Genomic DNA, 15,326 nt, shown 5'->3' on the forward strand with positions numbered 1-15,326 from the left:
TTTAATTATATCAATTATTTGCCAATAATTCTATATTATGATAAAATATTTAAGTGACTACACTTATTAATTCCGGGGTATATATATGCAGCTGATGGCTATCCTGAATCTCACTCCCGATTCGTTTTCCGACGGAGGTCTGTTCAACACCCCCGAAAAGGCTGCCGAAAGATGTGATCACTTCGTCAGATGCGGAGCTCATATCATAGACGTGGGCGCCGAATCCACCGCTCCCGGCTCTGCTCGGGTCAGCGCTGCCGAGGAGATGAGACGTCTCGATGAGGTATTGCCCTCGGTCATAGCTTCGGTCCCCCTCCCCTTTTCCGTGGACACCTACAAAGCGGAGGTGGCAGCTCACGCTCTTGACCTTGGCGCCGCATACGTCAACGACGTGGGAGGCTTTGCCCTGTCCGACGGTATGCTGGAATTAATTGTCGAGCGCAGGCCGTATTATATATGTGGCCATATATTCGGAGATTCTCTCCATGAGGACGGTCCCGGACACTCTCCGGACGTCATAGCCGACGCCCTCCGGCGCAAGGCGGATATACTGACGGAAAAAGGCTTTCCTCCAGAAAGACTGATACTGGATCCGGGCTTTGGCTTCGGCAAAAACATCGCCGAAAACGTAGCCCTGTTCAAAAATATCGACGTGATCAGGAGCCTGGGCTTCCCCGTGTGCTGCGGTGTGTCCCGCAAAAGGCTTATCAAGCACTTCAGCGGCGGCTCCCCCGCCGAGCTGCTGGGGGGCTCCATTGCCGCCTGCATCCTGCTTGCGGCAAAGGATATAGATATCATCAGAGCCCACGACGTTGCCGAAACGGCTGCGGCCCTGAGGCTCTTTGACGTATTAGGAAAGGAATCATGAAATCAAAGGTAGCGATCATCAAGACAGACCCCCGCACTGTGCTGGAGGACATAGACCGGCTTTGCGGTATGGCAGACATAGAGGCGGCTCTGGACAAAGGCTCCGCCACCATCCTGAAGGACAATATCAGCTGGCATCTGCCCATGCCCGGCGCCAACACCACCCCCTGGCAGCTGGAGGGCACCATACTCGCCCTGCAAAACAGAGGCTACCGGGATATCGTGGCAGTTGAAAACAAGACCGTTGTCACCAGACCCACCTTCGGTGAAAAGAACAACAAGTTCGACGTGGTCTATGACAAATACGATATCCCCGTCAGATTCAACTTCAAAGAAGAGGACATGAAATGGATCCGCATAGAGCCCAAGGCCAAAATGCAGGTCCTGGACAAAATATATCCCGACGGGATCTATATCCCCGACTTATTCGTGGGCAAGAACATCATCCATCTGCCCACTGTTAAGTGTCACATATACGCTACCACCACCGGGTCCATGAAAAACGCCTTCGGCGGCCTGCTGAATACCAACCGTCATATGACCCATTCCTGGATCCATGAGACTCTGGTGGATCTTCTGAACATACAAAAGCAGATCCATTCGGGCATCTTTGCAGTCATGGATGGGACCACCGCAGGCAACGGTCCGGGGCCCAGGACTCTCATACCTGTCCGCACCGATTATATACTGGCCTCCTCGGATCAGGTGGCAATAGACGCAGTGGCCGCCAAACTCATGGGCTTTGATCCCATGAGCCTCAAATATATCGCTCTGGCCCACGAGCAGGGCCTGGGCTGCGGCAGACCAGAGGACATCGAGCTGGTGGGAGAAGACGTCTCCGGGGTCAACCTGCATTTTCACGTGGGCAACAACCTGGCCAGCTCCTGCGGGAACGTGTGCTGGTTCGGCCCTCTGAAGGGCATTCAGAACATGTTTTTCAGGACGCCGCTGGTCCATTGCTTCATTGCCGCTTCGGATATATACCACGACAAATACTGGTGGCCCAAATACGGACAGGCCATATACGAACGATGGTGCAGGGAAAGCCCCTGGGGACAGCTGTTCACCGGGTATTAGGCGCCCGCCCTCCCCTCTTCCGCAGGCAAAAGGCGGGGAAATATGATATAATATAATATAGAAAATCAAAGGGTAAAATATGGATAACAGATTGCATGCAACCACTATAATCGCCGTAAAGAAAGGTCATACCACAGCCATTGCAGGCGACGGTCAGGTGACTCTGGGAAATACGGTCTTCAAGGCCTCGGCCCGCAAAATACGCCGCATATTTGACGACAGGATCATGGTAGGCTTTGCCGGCTCCGTGGCCGACGCTCAGACCCTGTGCGACAAATTCGAATCCAAGGTCCGGGAGTCCAACGGCATATTGAAGAGAGCAGTCATAGAGTTCGCCAAGGAATGGCGCTCCGACAAGATCCTTCGCAACTTTGAGGCTATGATGATAGTAGCGGACAAGGATTATCTGCTGGTGTTGTCCGGCAACGGCGAGGTGCTGGAGCCGGATGAGGGTATCGCTGCCATAGGCAGCGGAGGTATGTATGCCGCTGCGGCAGCAAAGGCGCTGGTGCGCAACACGGAGCTGGATCCTCTGACCATAGTGCAGGAATCCATGAAGGCGGCAGCTGACATCTGCATCTATACCAACCACAATATCATATCCGACGTATTGGAGTAATACATGTCTCTCATCAATTATATGACCCCAAAAGAAATAGTGGCGGAGCTTGACCGGTACATAGTGGGACAGGAGTCTGCCAAGAAGGCTGTGGCTATCGCTCTGCGCAACAGATACAGAAGGTCTCTGGTCCCCGAGTCCATGCGCGAGGAGATCATACCCAAAAACATACTGATGATAGGTCCCACCGGCTGCGGCAAGACAGAGATCGCGCGCCGGCTGGCCAAGCTGGCAAAGGCCCCCTTTATAAAGGTGGAGGCCACCAAGTTCACCGAGGTAGGCTACGTGGGACGCGACGTGGATTCCATGGTCCGCGACCTGGTAGCCAGATCCGTGTCCATGGTGGAGGCCGAAAAGATCGAGGAAGTGAGACCCGCTGCCGAAAAGCGGGCGCTGGAGAAGATCCTTGACGTGCTGGAGCCCCCCTTCAGGAGAAACGAGACCAACGCGCAGATACCCGTCAATATTTTTGAGGGCCTGCAGTCGGCCATGGGGACCATATTCCCCAACACATCCGGTCAGGAGCGGGAGGAGCCTGATCCTCAGGATCAGCAGGCCAGCGCCAGAAAGGAGCGTATCAGAGACAGACTGAGAGAAAAGCTGCTCTCGGGAGCCATGGATAACGACGAGATCACCATAGAGACCTTGGTCCCCCAGCAGTCTCCCTTCAACTTCATGGGAGGCAACGGCATGGAGGAGATGGGCATCGAATTGGGCGGCATGTTCAACAACATGATGCCCAAGCGCAAAAAAAAGATCACCGTCACCATTCGCGAAGCCAGAGACATCCTCACCAAGGAAGAAGCCAAGGGGATGATCGATCAGGACGCTCTGTCCCGGGAAGCGGTGGTCCGCGCCGAGAATCACGGCATCATCTTTATCGATGAGATGGACAAGATCTCCGGCAAGGACGGCACTTCGGGGCCCTCCGTCTCCAGAGAAGGCGTACAGAGAGACATCCTGCCCATCATCGAAGGCTCCTCCGTCAACACCAAGTACGGTCAGGTGTCTACCAATCACATATTGTTTATAGCTGCCGGCGCCTTTCACGTGTCGAAGCCTTCCGATCTCATTCCCGAGCTTCAGGGCCGTCTCCCCATCAGGGTAGAGCTGGTGAGCCTGACCAGGGAAGATTTTGTCCGGATCCTCACGGAGCCCAGGAATGCCCTCATCAAGCAATACGTCGCTCTTATGCGCACCGAGGGTGTGGAGCTGGATTTCACCCAGGACGGCATAGAAGAGATCGCATCCATGGCTGCCGACGCCAATTCCACCATGGAAAACATAGGCGCCCGCAGGCTGCACACCATATTGGAAAAGCTGCTGGAGGACATTTCCTATACCTCCGCCTCCGACGGCGTCTATCGCTACACCATCGACGCCGACTACGTCAGGGAAAGACTGGGCAAGATAGTGTCCGACGACGATCTGAACAAATACATTCTGTAGGTGAGATATGAAGAGACTATTTATCATTCTTGTATTGGCTGCGCTGGCAGTTGCCTCCTATGGCGACGTGGATCCTCAGCAGATACAGCAAAAAGCAGCGGAAGATCCCGCTGCCGCAATAGCGGATTGTCAGGCTGCTCTGGCCGAAGATCCCGGGAGCATCAACGCCAGGAAATGGCTGGCTTATCTCTGCTACAACACGGGCAAATATCAGGAAGCTCTGGACGCTGCTTCTGTCGAGAGCCCCACTGACCCTACCCTGCCCAATTACGCAGGGCTCTCCTGTGTGGCTCTGGGCCGGTATCAGGATGCTGTCAGATATTTTGACACGGCCATCATACTCGACAAGGATTGGTACGAGCCCTACAACAATAAGGGCATCGCTTATGATGCTCTGGGCAATTATCCCGCCGCAAAGAACGCCTTTTTGTCTGCCTACAATCTGCAGGCAAAGGAAGCCGATATGGCCAAAAAGAGCGTGGAAGTATATATCAACTACGCCCGGTCTCTGGCCAATCTGCAGGACTACAAAGGCGCGCTCAAAATATACGGCTACGCCGAAAAGCTCAGCCCCGACAATCCCGAGATCATGTATCACAAGGCGGACACTATGTTCAGGCAGGGCGACTATGCCGGCAGTATAGATGCCTACAAGAAGATCAACGCCAAAAAGGCCGACGACCCGAGAGCCCTCAAGGGCATTGCGAACTGCTATCTGATGCAAAACAAGACCGCAGAGGCTCTGGGCTATTATGACAAGGCTCTGGCAGCGGCTCCAGATTATGAGAGCTCCTTCAACGCGGGCCTTGCCTGCCGTAAGGCAGGACAGTTCGGCAATGCGGTCAAGTATTTCACTACCGCCATACAATTGAAGGCAGACGACGTGGACGCCCTCAACGAGCTGGGCTGGGCCGAATTCAAATCCGGCAGCAATGACAACGCCATAGCCCACATCAAGGCTGCCCTGGACCTGAAGCCGGACTATATGCCCGCTATGCTCAACATGGCCTCTCTCTATTCCGGGCTGAATGACGGAGAAAACGCCTATGCAGCCTGGTCCCTGATAGTCATGCGGGAGCCCGCCAATGCAGCCTACAGGATCAATCTGGGGAACGAATGCCACAACACGGGCAGATACACCGAAGCAGTGGAGCAGTTCCAGGAAGCCATCAGGCTCGATCCCAAAGTCAAGGGAGCATATTATGGTCTGGGCACCTCCTGCATAGCCCTAGCCGTGAACAACAACAATAACACCGCATCCCTGAACAGAGCTCTGGAGGCCTTTGCAAAGGCCCTTGAGCTGGATCCGGACAACTCCAATATATACGCCAATCAGGCTGTGGCCTATCAGTATCTGGGCAAATATCCCGAAGCCATCGCCGCCAACGAAAAGGCTCTGAAGCTCAACCCTTCCAACGCGGTGGCAGCCAAAAATCTCGAGAATTTGAAGAAGACCAATTAAGATGAAGCTCCGAAAAGTCGGCATCATAGCAAATTCCAGCAAGCAAAAAGCGCAGGATATGGTGGATGAGCTGCGCAGCTATCTGGATGAAAAAGGCATCGCCAGCAATTTCTTCGAGACCTACACTTCCAGCGCCGATGCCATGGAAGGCACGGACCTGATGATAGTTTTGGGCGGAGACGGCACCATACTCAACTACGCTCGTCTGTACGGCCGTTTGCAAATACCGATCCTCGGTATCAATTTCGGTACTCTCGGCTTTATCGCAGAGATCCAGCCCGAGGATTACAGGGAAGCCCTTGATCAGCTGATAGAGGGCGGCGGCATGCTGTCCAAAAGGATAGTGCTCCACGTGGTTGTGGAGAGGAGCGACAAGTCGCGGCTGGAGTTTTTTGGTCTCAACGATCTGGTCATCAGCCACAAAAACGTGCTGAGGATGCTGTCTCTCGACGCCTATATCAACGGCAACTATCTGGTGAGCTACAACGGGGACGGCCTTATAGTATCCGGCCCCACCGGCAGCACAGCCTACAATTTGTCCGCAGGCGGCCCGGTGCTCCATCCTGAGGTCAACGCCTTGCTCCTGACGCCTATTTGCCCCCACACTCTGGGAGAACGGCCTCTGGTCATACCCGGCTCCGAAAGCATCAGGATCCGACTTGCCGGTGAAAAAAGGCAGGATGCTATGGTCAGCGTTGACGGGCAGGCGAATACGGATATCTCGTCCGACGATACTGTATATATCGGAGTGGCCGATTATACCGTCGATTTCGTTCTTCTGCACAAATCGGACTTCTATTCCAAGCTGCGGACCAGACTGTTTTGGGGCAGATGACCATGATAGTGTATATGAACGTGGAGAACTTTGCCCTTATTGACAGGGCGGAAGTCTTCCCGGGTCCCGGTCTCAACGTGTTCACCGGAGAGACCGGCGCCGGCAAATCGCTCATAGTCGACGCTATCAGCTTTGTGTGCGGAGGTCGTCTCGGCTCGTCCCTGGCAAAGGACAAGACGAAAAACGTGTCGGCAGAGCTCATACTGGATATGTCCGGATACAAGGGGGACTCACCTGCCCTGCAATATGCAGATGAAGAAATGCAGCTCCTGCTCTCGAGGACCTGCCTTCCTTCCGGCAAGTCCGTTTACAGGATCAACGGCTCGGCAGTCACTCAGGCAGAGATCAGGACCGTCACCGACAGCATCATAGATATCCACGGACAGAACGAGCACCAGACTCTCCTGACCGGAGGCGCTCAGCTGCGTATCATCGACTCTCTCTCACCGGACAACGAACCCCTTCTAGCTGGCATCGCAAAGTCTCTCCGGACAGCCAAAGAGCTCCGGGACGCCCTGGAAAGTCAGCAGGCACGCAGAGAGGAGATCAGGGATCTCGCTGAGCTCTATGAGTTTCAGATGAAGGAGATAGACTCGGCAGAGCTGAAGGAAGACGAGCTGGAGCAGCTGGAAGCGGAGCTCCAAAAGCTCAAAAATACCGACAGGATCATGTCTCTGGTGAGTGAGGCTCACAGCTGCCTGTCCCGGGACAACGGCGTCTCCGAATTGCTTTCCCTGAGTCAGCGGGCCGTGTCGGACGCCTCGGGCTGGGACCCGTCGCTGGCGGAAACGGCCGCAGCCCTGTCCGAAGCCTTGTCTGTGGCAGACGACTGCGCCGGAGAGCTGTCTGCGTATATGGACACCCTGGACCTTGACGAGAGACGTCTGGACTACCTGTTTGAGAGGATTGAGCTCATCAAAAAGCTCTGCAAAAAATACGGCGGCTCCTATGAGAGCGTGATGGCCACCAGGCAAAAGATCGGCGACAAGCTGTCCCTCATGTCCGATCCCGAGAGCAGCGACGCCGCTCTCAGGGCCGGCATAGCCGAGGCCGAGAGCAGGCTCGGCAGCCTGTGCGCCTCTCTGTCCGACAGCCGGCGCAAATGCGCAGAGGGATTCCAGAAGCGCGTCATGGACAACCTTGCGGAGCTGGGCATGGAGAACACGCTTTTCGAGGCGCGTTTTACTCCCCACTCCCCTACTCCCAGAGGCGCTGAATCCGTGGATTTTTATATCAGCCCCAACAAGGGCGCAGAGCCTACGCCCCTTGCGAAGACCGCCTCCGGAGGAGAGCTCTCCAGGATATCTCTGGCCATCATGCTGGCTGCCAGAGAATCCGGCGTGCCCGTATTGATCTTTGATGAGATCGACGCGGGTATCGGCGGCGTAACCAGTGAAAACGTTGGAAAAAGGCTGCGTGAGCTGTCAAAGGACGCTCAGATCCTGTGCGTGACCCACCTCACTCAGATCGCCGCCAAGGGAGATGCTCATTTTTGCGTCAGCAAATCCTTTTCCGACACGGCTACCAATATCAGCGTCGCGAAGCTGGACTCTTCCGGTCGGGTAAAGGAAATATCCAGAATGTTCGGCGACACCCAAAGCGCTGTGGCTATAAAGCATGCAAAGGAATTATTGAACCTTGAAGATTAGCGGAACACTGAGGCTTGACAAAAGGACCAAACGCCTTGCCAAACGCCTTAAAAAGAATGAGATCGCTCTCATAGATCACACGGATCTGGATTCCACGGCAGCTCTTATGCTGGTGGAAGCCCAGGCCGCCTGCATCATCAACGTCGCCAGATCTTCTTCGGGCCGGTATCCCAATCTGGGTCCCCTGAAGCTCCTGGAGCACGATATTCCCCTCATCGACAACGCCGATCCCGCAGCCTTCGATATCCTGCATGAGGGCGACAAGGTAGTAGTTGACAACGGGAGCGTGTACAGGGACGGAGAGCTGGTGGTCCGCGGCGAGCTTCTGACCAAAGAGGCTGTGGACAAACAGCTGGAGGATGCCGCTCAGAATCTGGGCGCCGAGCTGGAAGCCTTTATCAACAACACTCTCAACTATATGTCCAATGAGACCAATCTGATCCTGTATCCCTCCAAGCTGCCGGATCTGGAGACCAGCTTTACCAACAGGCACTGTCTGGTGGTCATCAGAGGCGAGAACTACAAGGAAGATCTGAAGACCATCCGTTCTTATATCCATGATATGAAGCCTGTACTCATAGGCGTGGACGGAGGCGCCGACGCTCTTATAGAGCTGGGGTTCAAGCCGGATATCATAGTGGGCGACATGGATTCGGTCACAGACAACGCTCTGCTCACCGTAAAGGAAATAGTCGTGCACGCCTACACCAACGGCAAGGCTCCCGGTCTGGAAAGGACCGACAAGCTGGGCCTCAAGCCCTTCGTATGCCCCATCACGGGCACCAGTGAGGATCTGGCCCTGCTCATCGCCTATGAAAAGGGCGCCAGTCTGATCACAGCCGTGGGCACTCATTCGGATATGATAGATTTTCTCGACAAAGGCAGAAACGGCATGAGCAGCACTTTTCTCACGCGTCTGAAGGTAGGTCATCGTCTCGTGGACGCCAAGGGAGTCAGCAAGCTCTACGTCCACAGGCCTTCCACCAATTACGTGGGTCTCATAGTCCTTGCGGCTATCATAGCCTTGTTTACGGTGATCGCCATAGCTCCCAACAGCATTGACTATATGCAGGGCCTGTATCACAACCTGTATTCCTTTTTCCTGAACATCACTATCCGTCCATAAGGAGATATTTTCTTGATAGATCTGAAATTTCACGTATATTCCATAGCAGGAATTTTCCTGGCTCTTGCCATAGGGATGATCATAGGAAATGCCATGAACAGAGATACCAATCTCACTGCGGAAAACAGCAAGATCATGAAAAGGTATGCCGACACTGTCAATATACTGAAAAAGCAGCTGGACGACTCACAGCTGCAGAAGCAGCAAAATATAAGGCAGATGGACGCAGACGAGGCCTTTATCGCCTCCGTAGCGGAGAAGCTCAACAGGGACAGCCTGACAGGCCGCAATATCACTCTGGTGTCCTTTGGCAAAAACGAGAATGTGACCGCCGGTCTCAAAAAGAATATCGAGCAAGCCGGAGGCGCGGTGATCAATACGGTCGTCATCAAAAACTCCTTTATCAATAAGCCCCGCACCGAAGCGACGGACAAGCTCCTTGCGGAAACCGGTCAGGGAGTCATCGAAGATACCCGGCAGCTGCAGGCCAAGATCTACGGCCTGCTGGCAAAGCTGATATCGGAGCCGGGCAGCGAGGAGCTCTTCAAGGCTTTTTCCAAAAGCAAGATAGTTACGATGACGGGCGACTTCAGCGCGCCTTGTGATTCGGCCGTACTGATAATCGATTCCACCAGGGACATATTCAAGGACCCCGATTCTGTCACCAGGCTGGCCTCCAGCCTCAAAAACGCCGGAGTCTTCGCAGCCGGAGCCGACTCCTCCGGCAAAACCGACACTCTGTCTGTCTGGGACAACGAGCAGATCCCCTATGCAGACAATGCCGACTCTGCTCTCGGAGCCTATTCTGTGGTCAGGATACTGGCAGATAAGCAGGGCATATACGGCCTGAACGGCAAGACGGGCCGCACCTTTCCCGATACGGAGTAAGCCATGGACAACGACGTGCTTGTTGTATTGCCGGCATACAATGAGGCAGATATCATAGCCGACACCATTGACAGCCTGCTCCTGCGATTCGATCCCAGACAGATCCTGGTGATAGACGACGGCAGCACTGACGGCACTCCCCAGATAGCGTCGGCAAGAGGGGTCAGCGTCATATCCTTTGAAGAAAACAGAGGCAAGGGCGAAGCCATGAATCACGCCTGGCAGACTGTGCCCAGCAGTATATATCTGTTCGTGGACGCCGACCTGGGCACCGACGCAGGCAGGATGAGCGAGCTGCTGGAGCCTGTGGTAAACGGCTTTGCGGATATGTCTATAGCCGATCTCTCCGTGCACAAAAAGACCAGAGGCGGCTTTGGTCTCGTGAAGCTCCTTGCCTCCTGGGCTCTGGAGCATTATACAGGCTATTCTGCCGCCTGTCCCCTGTCCGGTCAGCGGGCTATCAGGCGCTATCTCATAGAAGATATAGGCGGCTTTGCATCGGGTTACGGCATAGAGCTGGATCTGACTATCTCCGCTCTGTGCAAAAAATACAAGCTGATCGAGGTGCCCATCAGCAACGTGGCGCATCGATTCACCGGCCGAAACCTGGCAGGCTTTATACACCGGGGCAGACAATTCGTGCATCTGGTCAGGACTATATATCAATACAGACACAAATGGATGAGGTTCAAAAATGAAGCTTAGTATCCTTCCTCTTGTCATCAGCTATGCCCTGCTGATATTGTGGGGCGTATTCCTTTCAGTGTTATATCGCAAAGGCTTTCTCACCCGGGAGAATTTTCAGAAAAAGCCCGTATTCATTTCCTACGGCCTTTTGGCTTATCCCGCCTGTCTTACCGGTATGATAGTCTTGTATGCGGCGTCAAATACCGATATCCACAGCCTGCTCAATTACGCAGTCATCCTGTCCCTGGTGTGGATAGGCGGAGCGCTGGACGACTTGTTCGGCTCCGGGAACGCCCGGGGCTTCAGGGGGCATATAGGCGCCCTCGTCAGGGAAAAAAGGATCACCACCGGCCTTGTCAAGATCCTTTTCGGCCTGCTGGCAGGCGCAGCAGCCGCCTACTATTTCAACTCCGCTTCAATAGTCAAGGGAGTCGTGGCCTTTTTGCTGATACCGCTGTCGGCCAACACGGTCAACCTGCTGGATCTTCGTCCCGGAAGAGCCTTTGCGGCTTTTGCCGTCTGCGCTCTGGTGGTACTCATTGCGTGCAGCTTCAGGATATATGACTGGAATATATGCGGCATCATATTTGCGGTCACCTGCATAGCATATTACTGGGACAGAAAGGGAGACGCCATGATGGGTGACGCCTGGTCCAACGTACTGGGAGCCTTCTTGGGCATCCTGGTCATCATGAATATGCCTTTGTGGTTCGGGATAGTCTGCGTGATCCTCAATATAGCGCTGCAGATATACAGCGAGACCCATTCCATCACCCGTCTGATAGAAAAGCATCACTTTCTCAGGATCATCGATTCACTCACGGGCATCAGATAAGGCCCTCTCAAATACAGGGGCTATTTTTTGCCCCGGGACTTGCATATACAGGATAATTGTGGTATAATACTACTGTCGGGGCGATGTAGCCAAGTGGTAAGGCAGAGGTCTGCAAAATCTCCATCATCGGTTCGATTCCGATCGTCGCCTCCAAAAACAGAGTATTTATTATGCTCTGTTTTTTATTTTGTCAGGTTGGTAAAGGCTCTATGAAAGACACACCTGTTTCCGAAAGAATACGCATAGCGTTTGCCGGCAGAAGAAACGCCGGCAAATCATCGCTGATCAATGCTTTTACCTCTCAGGAGGTATCCATAGTATCCGACGTGCCCGGGACCACCACCGATCCCGTGAGCAAGACCATGGAGCTCTTTCCTCTGGGGCCCGTGGTGATCACGGATACCGCAGGTCTGGATGATACAGGCGTGTTGGGAGAGCTTCGTACAGCCAAAACCGAAGGGATCATAGACAGATCCGACATGGTCTTCGTGGTCATTTCGTCCGAATTTTCGGACCTGTCTCTGGAAAAAGAGCTGATGGCCCGTCTCCGCAAAGCCGGCACCGATCATATCGTGTGCATGACCAAAAGCGATCTCGGTCCCGGCAGAGAAGCCCTGCTGGAAAAGGAGCTGGAGACCCGGGTGTTTCCTGTGAGCTCCACCGAAGGCACAGGTATCGAGGAGCTGCGGATATACGCAGGGAAAATGCGCTCCGAGGGCAGCAAGCCCCGCACCATTCTGGAAGGCTTGTGCTCCCCGGGCAGCAAAGTGCTGATGATCACTCCCATAGACGAATCGGCTCCCAAAGGCAGGATGATACTCCCTCAGGTGATGACTCTCCGGGACTCTATGGACAGGCATTGTATCTGCGCCTGCGTGCAGCCGCAGGAGTATCCCGAGGCCCTGGAGATATTCCGGCCGGATCTGTGTATCACCGACTCTCAGGCCTTTGCCTTTGTGGATCAGGCTACGCCGGAATCTTTGCGTCTCACCAGTTTTTCCATACTGATGGCCAGAGCCAAGGGTGATCTGTCCCTGTTTTACGAAGGCGCTCAGGCCATTGACAGCCTGACCGACCACAGCAGGATACTTATTGCCGAAGCCTGCACCCATCACGTCCAGAAAAATGACATAGGCACCGGGCTCATCCCGGACAAGCTGCGAAAATATACCGGCAAGTCTCTGGTCTTCGAAAAATCCTCCGGAGCCGATTTCCCTTCGGATCTGTCGGACTACGATCTGGTGATCCATTGCGGCGGCTGCATGATCTCCGCGAGAGACATGCGTCTCAGGCAAAATAAGGCCCGGGACCGGGGCGTGCCCATGACCAATTACGGCGTCCTGCTGGCCAAGCTGGGCGGCATTCTGGAAAGGGCTGCCGGATGGCTTCTGTGACCGGGCCGGAAGCAGTATATGTCCATATACCCTTTTGCAGGTCAAAATGCTATTATTGCGATTTTGATTCCTATGCTCACTCCGAGGGATATATGGATGACTACGTCCGCGCCTTGCTGAAAGAGATAGACTGCTCCGGCGTATATGACGCGCCGGTCAGGTCCGTATATTTCGGAGGCGGCACTCCCACCCTGCTCTCTCCCGGGGCGCTGGCTGCCGTGCTTGAAGCTCTTTCTGACAAATTTGACCTGTCCTCCGATTGCGAGATCACTCTCGAGGCAAATCCGGGAACGGTGAACGCAGGATCGCTGTCTCTATTATGGAAGGCCGGCTTCAATCGTCTGTCCCTGGGTATCCAAAGCCTTGACCCCGGTCTGCTCAGGTCTCTGGGCAGGATCCATACTCCCGGGGAAGCCCGGCTTGCCGCAGAGGCTGCCCTTAAGGCGGGGTTTTGTAATCTGAATCTGGACATTATGTACAGATTGCCCGGTCAGACCATGGAGATGCTGGAGCGGGACCTGACAGGCATACTGGAGCTCTGTCCCCGGCACATATCTGCTTATGAGCTCACTATAGCGGAAGGCACACCCTTCGGTCTCAGAAGACAGGAGATCGAGCAGGAGATATTGACGGACGCCAAGGACGCGTCGGACTTTTTGTGGGGAGTACTCTCCGCAAACGGCTATGAGAGATACGAGGTGTCCAACTATTCTCTCCGGGGATGCAGGTCCCGTCACAATCTGAATTATTGGCGCAGAGGCGAGTATTACGGCTTCGGAGCAGGCGCCTGGTCCTTCGTCGCAGGATCCAGAAACAAAAACATCAGCCCCATACCGGAATACATAAGGAGGGTCGGGACTTCGGGACAGGCTGTGGAATATACCGAAAGGCTGAAGCCTGAGGAAGAGCTTACAGAGCTTCTGATGCTGGGCCTCAGGACCACAGAAGGCGTCAGGCTGAAGTCGCTGAAACGGTACTCTCCGGAGGCAGACGCCATCCTCGCCCGGGCAGTCTCTCTCCCGGGGCTGCTGATAAACGACGGCGAAAGCCTGAGGTGTACCCGGCGGGGCCTGGACCTGCTGAACTATATATTGGAAACCATCTTATAAATAATTATGAAGATATCACAGAAAAAAGCGCTGTCAAAATACATACCCATTCTGATCGCCTTGATGGCGATCGCAGCCATAGCAGGCTTTGTGGCTCCGGAATACGAGAATATCAAAGCCAGGATGTCTGCCATCAGTCCCTCTTCGGATACGGCCTATGACCCCAGTAATCTCTGGACTACGGCTCCCTTCCCCTCCGACAAAGTATTTGTGGCCGTCTCCAGGATCAATGGGATGGGAAAGATCAAATCCATCGCTCCTTCCGACTGCGGCATCTCCGTGACCGATGCCAAGGGCAATATCAGAAACATCAATCCTCTGGGTATCATCCTCAGCGAATACAAGGAAGACGAGGACAGCACGACCACCTTCGGACCGGGAGGGACGGTGGTCTCTTTTGAAAATGAAAAACGCTTTGTGGTCAGGTCGGAAAAACGATCCCATACGGTCAGGACTGCCGGAGTGGTGAACACGGTCACCGTGGTGCCGGAGACTCCCGAGGATCCCGGGCTCTTTGCCATAGGCACCAACGCCAAGCGGCTTTGGCTGGTGCGCATCACCCCAAAGGGCTATCGTTATTCCAAGAAAAGGCTGCCGGGAGCTCCCGTCTTCAGCTGCTTTATGGACGGCAAGCTGTATATGCTGTGCGCAAACAACACCTGCATTTTCAGCTGGGACCCCGCCACAGACAAGACTCATATAGTCAATCTGCCCGAAGGCTTTTTTGACGATTGCGCCCTGTCAAGGATCTCGGATCTGGGCTTTATGCGCGAGGGTGAAAACGATCTGGTGATCATAGACAAGTCCGGCAAGACCGGCTTTGTCAGAAAATCTCCGGACAACGAGCTGAACGAGTACTTTACCTCACCCATGGGACGCTATCTGGCCATCATAGGCATCAGCACCATCGAAAGCCATGGCAAGAGCCTGAATGACGGCTATTCTGCCATTATCGATCTCACCATTGGCAAAAAGATCTGGGAGACTGAATATCTCATCAATTCCGAGAGGCTGATAGGAGTGCTGGAAGACGGGGATGCCCTGTGCTACGACCCTGCCGGCTATACTATCAGCAGAAAGTCCGGTGATATGCACAGCTCCGAGAAGCTCCTCACACTCCCCTGCCCCGTGAGCACTCTGGTCAGAAACAACAACAGTATGTACATCTTATGCGGGGGAGAATTGTGGATCATCAGACAGATCGCCGAGGGGAAAGGTCCTGCTGTTGAATGATATTTCCTGATGTGGTATAATAGCAATAACGGATACGGGGGCGTATATTGAAAAACATATTATTATTTGCGCTGGTTTGTACGCTGTTTCTTTCCA

The 15,326-nt window shown here is 54.2% G+C and carries 14 protein-coding genes and 1 tRNA gene; all 15 read left to right on the forward strand.

What is annotated here, in order from left to right; translation table 11 throughout:
• Window positions 1-85: 85 nt before the first annotated feature.
• The 15 genes from folP to IK083_01225 all read left to right on the forward strand — a co-directional run bounded on the left by folP (window position 86) and on the right by IK083_01225 (window position 15,230).
• The gene (gene folP, locus IK083_01155; GenBank protein ID MBR4748166.1) at window positions 86-868 is read left to right on the forward strand and encodes a dihydropteroate synthase; all 783 of its coding nucleotides are present in this window, start codon (window positions 86-88) and stop codon (window positions 866-868) included.
• Window positions 865-1,944 (forward strand): DUF362 domain-containing protein, encoded by a 1,080-nt coding sequence (locus IK083_01160; GenBank protein MBR4748167.1) that lies wholly within the window; start codon window positions 865-867, stop codon window positions 1,942-1,944. Before folP ends, IK083_01160 begins: the two co-directional genes overlap by 4 nt.
• A 79-nt stretch (window positions 1,945-2,023) precedes the next feature.
• Complete coding sequence (hslV, locus tag IK083_01165) at window positions 2,024-2,563, forward strand: ATP-dependent protease subunit HslV (protein MBR4748168.1); 540 nt, start codon at window positions 2,024-2,026, stop codon at window positions 2,561-2,563.
• A 3-nt stretch (window positions 2,564-2,566) separates the two neighbouring features.
• Complete coding sequence (gene hslU, locus IK083_01170; GenBank protein MBR4748169.1) at window positions 2,567-4,012, forward strand: ATP-dependent protease ATPase subunit HslU; 1,446 nt, start codon at window positions 2,567-2,569, stop codon at window positions 4,010-4,012.
• Between the two features lie 7 nt (window positions 4,013-4,019).
• The gene (locus tag IK083_01175) at window positions 4,020-5,474 is read left to right on the forward strand and encodes a tetratricopeptide repeat protein (protein MBR4748170.1); all 1,455 of its coding nucleotides are present in this window, start codon (window positions 4,020-4,022) and stop codon (window positions 5,472-5,474) included.
• Between the two features lies 1 nt (window position 5,475).
• Window positions 5,476-6,309: an NAD(+)/NADH kinase gene (locus IK083_01180; protein MBR4748171.1), complete on the forward strand. Its 834-nt coding sequence runs from the start codon at window positions 5,476-5,478 to the stop codon at window positions 6,307-6,309.
• Window positions 6,306-7,958 carry a DNA repair protein RecN gene (gene recN / locus IK083_01185; GenBank protein MBR4748172.1) on the forward strand — a complete coding sequence of 551 codons (1,653 nt, stop codon included), beginning with the start codon at window positions 6,306-6,308 and terminating at the stop codon, window positions 7,956-7,958. The genes IK083_01180 and recN overlap by 4 nt, the downstream gene beginning before the upstream one ends.
• Window positions 7,948-9,084 (forward strand): hypothetical protein, encoded by a 1,137-nt coding sequence (locus IK083_01190; GenBank protein ID MBR4748173.1) that lies wholly within the window; start codon window positions 7,948-7,950, stop codon window positions 9,082-9,084. The genes recN and IK083_01190 overlap by 11 nt, the downstream gene beginning before the upstream one ends.
• A 12-nt stretch (window positions 9,085-9,096) precedes the next feature.
• Window positions 9,097-9,972 carry a copper transporter gene (locus tag IK083_01195; GenBank protein MBR4748174.1) on the forward strand — a complete coding sequence of 292 codons (876 nt, stop codon included), beginning with the start codon at window positions 9,097-9,099 and terminating at the stop codon, window positions 9,970-9,972.
• A gap of 3 nt (window positions 9,973-9,975) precedes the next feature.
• Entirely contained in the window at window positions 9,976-10,677 is a 702-nt protein-coding gene (locus IK083_01200) for a glycosyltransferase family 2 protein (protein ID MBR4748175.1), read from the forward strand.
• Window positions 10,667-11,494 carry a hypothetical protein gene (locus IK083_01205; protein MBR4748176.1) on the forward strand — a complete coding sequence of 276 codons (828 nt, stop codon included), beginning with the start codon at window positions 10,667-10,669 and terminating at the stop codon, window positions 11,492-11,494. The genes IK083_01200 and IK083_01205 overlap by 11 nt, the downstream gene beginning before the upstream one ends.
• Before the next feature lie 79 nt (window positions 11,495-11,573).
• Window positions 11,574-11,647: transfer RNA gene (locus tag IK083_01210), tRNA-Cys, on the forward strand.
• A gap of 56 nt (window positions 11,648-11,703) precedes the next feature.
• On the forward strand, window positions 11,704-12,888 hold the full coding sequence (gene hydF / locus IK083_01215; GenBank protein MBR4748177.1) for a [FeFe] hydrogenase H-cluster maturation GTPase HydF: 1,185 nt from the start codon (window positions 11,704-11,706) through the stop codon (window positions 12,886-12,888).
• Window positions 12,885-13,997, forward strand: coding sequence for a radical SAM family heme chaperone HemW (gene hemW, locus IK083_01220; GenBank protein ID MBR4748178.1), 1,113 nt, complete (start codon window positions 12,885-12,887; stop codon window positions 13,995-13,997). Before hydF ends, hemW begins: the two co-directional genes overlap by 4 nt.
• 6 nt (window positions 13,998-14,003) lie before the next feature.
• The gene (locus tag IK083_01225) at window positions 14,004-15,230 is read left to right on the forward strand and encodes a hypothetical protein (protein MBR4748179.1); all 1,227 of its coding nucleotides are present in this window, start codon (window positions 14,004-14,006) and stop codon (window positions 15,228-15,230) included.
• Window positions 15,231-15,326 lie beyond the last annotated feature (96 nt).

The organism is Abditibacteriota bacterium (assembly GCA_017552965.1).
Classification (GTDB): Bacteria; Armatimonadota; UBA5829; order UBA5829; family UBA5829; genus RGIG7931.